The sequence below is a fragment of the Sandarakinorhabdus oryzae genome, from assembly GCF_009733735.1.
Taxonomy (GTDB): domain Bacteria; phylum Pseudomonadota; class Alphaproteobacteria; order Sphingomonadales; family Sphingomonadaceae; genus Sandarakinorhabdus; species Sandarakinorhabdus oryzae.
The window spans coordinates 1-6,375 of sequence record NZ_WNJP01000156.1; the positions used below are offsets into that span (position 1 = coordinate 1).

The 6,375-nt window shown below is 69.8% G+C and carries 9 protein-coding genes; 4 read left to right on the top strand and 5 right to left on the bottom strand.

Going from position 1 to position 6,375, the window contains the following annotated elements; translation table 11 throughout:
- From GJ693_RS12820 to hemC, 3 genes are all read right to left on the bottom strand, one after another.
- Positions 1 to 903 (bottom strand): hypothetical protein (locus GJ693_RS12820; protein ID WP_408014580.1); only part of this gene is annotated, 903 nt, incomplete at its 3' end.
- A gap of 9 nt (positions 904 to 912) precedes the next feature.
- The gene (locus GJ693_RS12825) at positions 913 to 1,560 is read right to left on the bottom strand and encodes a uroporphyrinogen-III synthase (RefSeq protein ID WP_156256683.1); all 648 of its coding nucleotides are present in this window, start codon (positions 1,558 to 1,560) and stop codon (positions 913 to 915) included.
- On the bottom strand, positions 1,560 to 2,471 hold the full coding sequence (gene hemC, locus GJ693_RS12830; RefSeq protein WP_156256684.1) for a hydroxymethylbilane synthase: 912 nt from the start codon (positions 2,469 to 2,471) through the stop codon (positions 1,560 to 1,562). Before hemC ends, GJ693_RS12825 begins: the two co-directional genes overlap by 1 nt.
- Positions 2,472 to 2,529: 58 nt before the next feature.
- Between hemC and tsaD the strand changes: the two genes are divergently transcribed.
- Together tsaD and GJ693_RS12840 are read left to right on the top strand one after the other, a co-directional pair.
- Positions 2,530 to 3,579, top strand: a complete 1,050-nt coding sequence (gene tsaD / locus GJ693_RS12835; protein WP_156256685.1) for a tRNA (adenosine(37)-N6)-threonylcarbamoyltransferase complex transferase subunit TsaD — start codon at positions 2,530 to 2,532, stop codon at positions 3,577 to 3,579.
- On the top strand, positions 3,576 to 4,544 hold the full coding sequence (locus tag GJ693_RS12840; RefSeq protein ID WP_156256686.1) for an NAD(P)H-dependent glycerol-3-phosphate dehydrogenase: 969 nt from the start codon (positions 3,576 to 3,578) through the stop codon (positions 4,542 to 4,544). The genes tsaD and GJ693_RS12840 overlap by 4 nt, the downstream gene beginning before the upstream one ends.
- Positions 4,545 to 4,547: 3 nt before the next feature.
- Here the strand turns inward: GJ693_RS12840 and GJ693_RS12845 are convergent, their stop codons facing one another.
- The gene (locus GJ693_RS12845) at positions 4,548 to 4,937 is read right to left on the bottom strand and encodes a GFA family protein (RefSeq protein ID WP_156256687.1); all 390 of its coding nucleotides are present in this window, start codon (positions 4,935 to 4,937) and stop codon (positions 4,548 to 4,550) included.
- Complete coding sequence (locus GJ693_RS12850; protein ID WP_156256688.1) at positions 4,937 to 5,101, bottom strand: DUF1674 domain-containing protein; 165 nt, start codon at positions 5,099 to 5,101, stop codon at positions 4,937 to 4,939. Before GJ693_RS12850 ends, GJ693_RS12845 begins: the two co-directional genes overlap by 1 nt.
- Positions 5,102 to 5,158: 57 nt before the next feature.
- Between GJ693_RS12850 and GJ693_RS12855 the strand changes: the two genes are divergently transcribed.
- Both GJ693_RS12855 and GJ693_RS12860 read left to right on the top strand, forming a co-directional pair.
- Positions 5,159 to 5,986 carry an SDR family NAD(P)-dependent oxidoreductase gene (locus GJ693_RS12855; RefSeq protein ID WP_156256689.1) on the top strand — a complete coding sequence of 276 codons (828 nt, stop codon included), beginning with the start codon at positions 5,159 to 5,161 and terminating at the stop codon, positions 5,984 to 5,986.
- Positions 5,987 to 6,023: 37 nt separating this feature from the next.
- Positions 6,024 to 6,375: transcription antitermination factor NusB (locus GJ693_RS12860; protein WP_328598838.1), on the top strand; the 352-nt coding region annotated here is incomplete at its 3' end.

Here is a 6,375-nt window from a genome sequence, read left to right on the forward strand (position 1 = left end):
GCCGGCCACCAGCCGATCCGCCGCCGACAGCCAGCCGCGCACAGTCGCATTGCTGCGCAGCGCCGGGCTGCGGCGCAGGGTGGCCGCTGCCGCCACGACGTCGCCGCGCTGCATCAGCAATTGCGCGCGGGCCACCGGGCCGGCGCCATCGCTGCCCGAAAAGGCGGCCTCCACCCGACTGGTGAGCGCCTCCCACCAGTTGGGCCGGGCGGCACCTGGCGCCGCATCGGCCAGCCCGGCCAGCGCCCGCGCCAACTGTTCGCGGGTCACGGGCGCTGCCGACAGGGCGACCAGTGCCGAGACCTCGTCGGCATAATTTTCCTCGAACAGGCGGCGCGTCGCCGGCAACAGCGCCTCGAGCGTGCGGCCTTCATCGACGGCGCGACGCAACAGCAGCACGGTCAGCATGGATTCAGCGCGATCGGCGGCGCCCTGCGCGGTGGCGACCACGGTCGCATCGCGGGCCTCCTCGGCCGCCAGCCGCGCCGTCAACTGCGCCACCTGGCTCGTCAGCTTGTCGACCCGCTCGGCTTCGCGCTGGATCTGGTCAGTGCTGCTTTCCACCTTGGCTTCGGTGCGGGCCAGGCGTTCCGATGCCGGCACCGGCGCCCCGGGCTTGCGCTGTTCCAGCGCCGCCAGCCGCTTTTCCAGCGCCGAACTGTCGGGGCCAGTGGCGGCCGGCACGAACGGCAGCCGGCCACGCACCGTCTGTTCAAACCACGGATTGGCAATCAGGCCAGCGGCAAAGGCGAACAAGGCCATGGCCACCGCCCAGGCCAGGCCGCTGCGCCGCGACGTCGTCTGGGCATTGGCTGGGCCCGGCGTCATCAGGCGCGCGCGCAACCGCTCGGTGGCGGCGAGGCTGGATTCCCCGATGTCACTGCGCTCGAACGGATCGCTCATGGCCTCTTCCTACAAGGCTTTGTCGAGCATCGCCAGCAGCGCGGATTCAGTGGGTTCCGCCGCCGCTCCGGCCGCGCCCCAACCACTGCCTGCCGCGGACAGCGCGGCCTGGCTGATCGCCAGCAGCCGCACACGGGCGCGCTGGCCGCCGAGCCGGTCCCACTCCTGAGCAAACTGCGCTGCCGTGCGCGGCGAGTGCAGCAGCACGGCGTCCACGGCAGGCAACGCCGGCAGCGGCAGCAGCGGCGTTTCATAGACGGTGACGCGCGTCAGGCTGAGCTCTGGCGGCACCGTCACCGGTGTCAGATCAGCCCCGGCCAGATGCAGATAGTCGCCCGCCGCGAGGCCATCGAGCAGTGCCTGCATCGTGCCTGGGCCCACGGTCACATCGGACCATCCAGCGGCCCGGGCGGCGGCGGCGGTCGCCTCGCCCACCGCATGCGCCTTCAGCGCTTTGAGCGCATCCGCCCGCTGGCCGGCGTGGCGCACCGCCGCCGCGCTCGACAGGATCACGGCATCGGGCATCTGCGCCGGCACGTCCCAAGGGACCGCCCGCGTCGTCAGCAACGGGTGGACAATCGCTTCATGACCCAGAGCGGTGAGCCGGGCAGCAGTCGCGTCCGCACCGGGCTGCGGGCGAACGACCAATATGCGCATCAGGCGGTGAACAGCCCGCGCACCGCCGGCCCGGCGCGGCCGAGCAGTTCGGCGGCCAGCGCGGCCACCCGGTCATGGGCTTCGTGCAGGGCGGCGTTGAAGCCGCCTTCTTGGCATTCGCTGCCGTCCTCGGCGAGGATCTGGCCGCGGAAACTGACGCCCTCGCCCTCCAGCCGGGCCAGGGCCGCCACCGGTGAGTGGCAGGTCCCGCCCAAGGCGGCGAGGAAGGCGCGTTCGATGGTGACACACTGGAAGGTGGGCAGGTGGTTGATCGGCTCCAGCCGGGCCAGCGTCGCCTCGTCACCTTCACGCGCGGTAATGCCCACGGCACCTTGCGCGCTGGCCGGGAGCATCTCGTCGAGTTCGATCAGGCTGCCCACCGTCTGGCCCAGTCGGTCCAGCCCGGCCGCCGCCAGCAGCGTCGCATCGATGGCGCCGGATTCGACCTTGGCCAGCCGCGTCGCCACGTTGCCGCGCAGGATTTCGGTCACGAGGTCGGGCCGCTTCGCCTTCAGCTGGGCGGCACGGCGTGGGGACGATGTGCCGACGCGGGCACCGTGCGGCAGGGCGGCAATGCTGGCGGCGCCGATCAGCCGTTCGCGCACATCCGCACGCGGCAGCATGGCAGCCAGGCTGATGCCATCCTTCAGGATGGTCTCGACATCCTTCATCGAATGCACGCCGATATCGATGCGGCCATCCATCAGGGCGGCGTCGAGCTCCTTGGTCCACAGCGCCTTGCCACCGATTTCGGCCAGCGCCCGGTCCTGCACCTTGTCGCCGGTGGTGTGGATGATGATGATCTCGACGTCGCTTTCACCCCAGCCATGCGCGCGCCTGAGCGCGTCAGCCGTCATGTGGGCCTGGGCGAGGGCGAGAGGCGAACCGCGGGTGCCGATCTTGAAGCTCATGGCTGCTGCCAATGGCGCGATGGTTGCGGATTGGCAAGGGAGCGCCTAGCTGAGCGACGTGAACGACCCGCTTGTCCTTGGCATTGAATCCAGCTGCGATGAAACCGCGGTGGCGCTGGTGCGCGGCGATCGCACCATCCTGGCCCAGCGCATCGCCAGCCAGAACGAGGCGCACGAGCGCTTTGGCGGGGTGGTGCCGGAACTGGCCGCGCGTGCCCATGCCGACCGGCTGGCGCCGATGGTGGAAACCGTGCTGGCCGAAGCCGGCATCGCGCTGGCCGATGTTGATGCCATCGCTGGCACCGCCGGGCCGGGGCTGATCGGCGGCGTGATGGTCGGCCTGGTCACGGCCAAGGCGCTGGCCTTTGCCGCAAGCAAGCCGCTGATCGCGGTCAATCACCTCGAAGGCCATGCGCTCAGCCCGCGACTGGCCGATGCCGGGCTGCAATTTCCCTATTTGCTGCTGCTGGTGTCGGGCGGGCATTGCCAACTGCTCGGGGTTGAAGGCGTTGGCCGCTATCGCCGGCTGGCCACCACCATCGACGATGCGGTGGGCGAGGCCTTCGACAAGTCGGCCAAGGTGCTGGGCCTGGGCTTTCCCGGCGGCCCGGCGCTGGAACGGGCCGCGCGGAACGGCAGCCCGCGCTTTAGCCTGCCGCGCCCGCTTGTCGGCAGTGACGAGCCGCATTTCTCCTTTGCAGGCCTCAAATCCGCCGTGCTGCGCGCTCACGCCGCGATTCCCGAGCCGACCGTACAGGACATTGCCGATCTCGCCGCCAGCTTCCAGCAGGCCGCCTGCGATTGCCTGGTGGACCGCACGGCGCGCGCGATCGCCGCCTTCCCGGAAGCCACCGCGCTGGTCGTCGCCGGCGGTGTGGCAGCCAACCAAGCCATCCGGGGCTCGCTCGCGGAACTCGCCGCCAGCCACGGCCTGCCCTTCGTGGCGCCGCCGATGTGGCTGTGCACCGACAATGGCGCGATGATCGCCTGGGCCGGTCTCGAACGGCTGCGGGCCGGTGACATCGACGATCTCCACGCCCCGGCCCGCCCGCGCTGGCCACTCGATCCCGCCGCCGAAGCCGTACGCGGGGCGGGAGTGAAGGCGTGACGACGTTCGGCGTCATCGGTGGCGGTGCCTGGGGAACGGCGCTTGCCAGCACGTTGGCCGGTAATGGTCCGGTGACCTTGTGGGCGCGCGAAGGCGAGGTGGTGAGCGCCATCAACGCGGCCCGTGAAAACCCGCTCTTCCTGCCCGGCATCCCGCTGCCCGCCGGCATCACGGCCACCAGCAGCCTCACCGATCTGGCCGGCTGCGAGATCATCCTGGTCGTCGTCCCCGCCCAGCATCTGCGCGCGGTGCTTGCCCAGGCCGCTGTCCCGGCTGCCACGCCGTTGGTGCTGTGCGCCAAGGGCATCGAGGCTGGCAGCCACGCGCTGATGGTGGACGTGGCGCGTGCCAGCGTGCCCAACCCCATCGCCATTCTTTCCGGCCCCAGTTTCGCCGCCGAAGTCGCGCGCGGCCTGCCCTGCGCGATCACGCTGGCCTGCGCCGATGCCGCATTGGGCGAGCAGCTGGTCGCCGCCATGGCCCGCCCGACCTTCCGCCTCTACCAATCCGACGACGTGGTGGGGGCCGAGATTGGCGGCGCGGTGAAGAATGTGCTCGCCATTGCCTGCGGGGTGGTGGAGGGCGCTGGCCTCGGCCTCAACGCCCGCGCCGCCCTGATCGCGCGCGGCTTTGCCGAGATGACCCGCTTCGGCATCGCCCGCGGCGCCCGCGCCGAAACTCTGGCAGGCCTGTCTGGGCTTGGCGACCTCGTCCTCACTTGCTCTTCGGAAAACAGCCGCAATTTCCGCCTGGGCGTCGGCCTCGGCCAGGGTCGCCCCATTGCCGAGTTGCTGGCTGGCCCCGCCGTTGCCGAAGGCGCCGCCACCGCCCCCGTGCTGGTGGAAGCCGCCCGCGCCTCCGGCGTCGAGATGCCGATCAGCGAGGCCGTCGCCGCCTTGTTGGCCGGCGCGCCGGTGCGCGAGACGATCAGCGCCTTGCTGAGCCGGCCGCTGAAGGCGGAATAGCGCCTATTCCGGCGTTTTCGGCAGGCCGTCGGCGATTTCGTAATAATCGTCCTTGCTGCCAACAAAGATGTGCTTTTCGAGGTGCGTGCCTGTGGGTGCATCGAACGCCCCCAGCGCGATGGCCAGCCGGCTGCGGCCCGGCACATCCCACAGCAGGAAGCTGCCACAGGTCGTGCAAAAGCCCCGCCGCACCTTTTCGGAACTTTGATACCAGGTCAGCGATTCGTCCCCGCTGATCGTCACCGAGTCGCGCGCAACGTCGGTGGAGGCCCAGTAATGCCCGCTCTGGCGCCGGCACTGGCTGCAGTGGCAGGCATCGCCGGGCGACAGCGGGCCTTCGACGCGGATGTTGACCGCGCCGCACAGGCAATGCGCGTGGTGAACCTCGCCCATCAGAAATCAACCGCGATGCCGCCCTTTTCCCAGTCGCCATAGCGCACCGGGTCGGGCCCTTTGCGGCCGCCTACCTCTTTGTCGGTGGGCGGCGGCGGCGGGGCCGAGGGGGCCTTGTCGCGTGGATCGATCTTGGGGTCAGGCTTGGGCTTGTCCTTGTCCATATCGCAGTGTTGCCACCGCGACTCCGCTGATAGCAATGGGGTGAAGGGAAGCAGGCGATGTTCGACAACAAGGTGATTGCCATTACCGGCGCCGGCAGTGGCATCGGGCGGGCGCTGGCGCTGAATCTGGCCGGGCGCGGCGCCGTGCTGGCGCTGGCCGACAAGGATGCTGACGGGCTGGCGGAGACCAGGCGCCTGCTCGGCAACCGGCCAGCCAGCATCACCACGCTCGATGTCACCGACACCGACGCCCTCAACGCCTGGGTGGACGGCGCGGTGGCCGAATTCGGGCGACTTGATGGGATAATCAACAACGCCGGCCTGTCGGTGGTGGCGCCCTTTGCCGATTGCCCGCGGGAGGATTTCGACCGGGTGATGGCGGTGAACTTCACCGGCGTGGTCGAAGGCTGCCGCGCCGCGCTGCCGCATGTCCGTGCCGCTGCGGCCAAGGACGGCGTGGGCTGGATCGTCAATATTTCCAGCGTGTTCGGCATGATGGGTTACCCCACGCAAAGCGCCTACAACGCCAGCAAATATGCCGTGCGTGGGCTGACCGAGGCGATGGCGCTGGAGCTGGCGGTGACCGATCCCAATGTCTGCGTGATCCGTGTCCACCCCGGCGGCATCAAGACCAACGTGGCCCGGAACTCGAAGCAGATCGCTCTGCTGCCGGGCCAGGATCCAAACACGGATTTCGCCGCCGAGTTCGAGAAGAACGCCCCCACCACGCCCGAACAGGCCGCCGAAACCATCATTACCGGCATGGCCAAGCGCAGCACCCGCGTGCTGATCGGGCCGGATGCGCGCTTCATCGACTGGATGGTGCGGCTGTTCCCGGTCTCCTATTTCAAGGTGATCGGCAATTTCCTTGGAAGACGGAAATAGGTGGGAAAGCCGGGCCATTTGCGGCAAGGGGCGGGCGATGAACAACCCCCGCAAACCCGTGCGCAAGCCTGAGCGCTCTGGCCGCCCCACCACAAACCGGGATGATACCGGCGTCGCTGCCCGCCGTGCCGCGCTGAAAATGGCGCAAGCCGTGCTCGATCGCGGCGCACCCTTCGATGCCGCCGCCACTGCCGCCGATGACCTGCCACTGCCGCAGGATCGCGGCCTGGCCCGCCTGCTGGCGTTGACCGTTCTGCGCTGGCTGCCCGAACTCGACGCACTGATCGACAGCGCCACGCCGCGGCCTCTGCCGATCGATGCCCGCGCCCGCCACGCCCTGCGCGTCGCGCTGGCCGGCTGGCTGAAGCTCGACACGCCGCCGCACGCCG

Coding starts and splice junctions, on each gene's coding strand:
- hemC (WP_156256684.1), bottom strand. CDS start 2,471: ATGAGCTTCAAGATCGGCACCCGCGGTTCGCCTCTCGCCCTCGCCCAG.
- GJ693_RS12825 (WP_156256683.1), bottom strand. CDS start 1,560: ATGCGCATATTGGTCGTTCGCCCGCAGCCCGGTGCGGACGCGACTGCT.
- GJ693_RS12855 (WP_156256689.1), top strand. CDS start 5,159: ATGTTCGACAACAAGGTGATTGCCATTACCGGCGCCGGCAGTGGCATC.
- GJ693_RS12850 (WP_156256688.1), bottom strand. CDS start 5,101: ATGGACAAGGACAAGCCCAAGCCTGACCCCAAGATCGATCCACGCGAC.
- GJ693_RS12845 (WP_156256687.1), bottom strand. CDS start 4,937: ATGGGCGAGGTTCACCACGCGCATTGCCTGTGCGGCGCGGTCAACATC.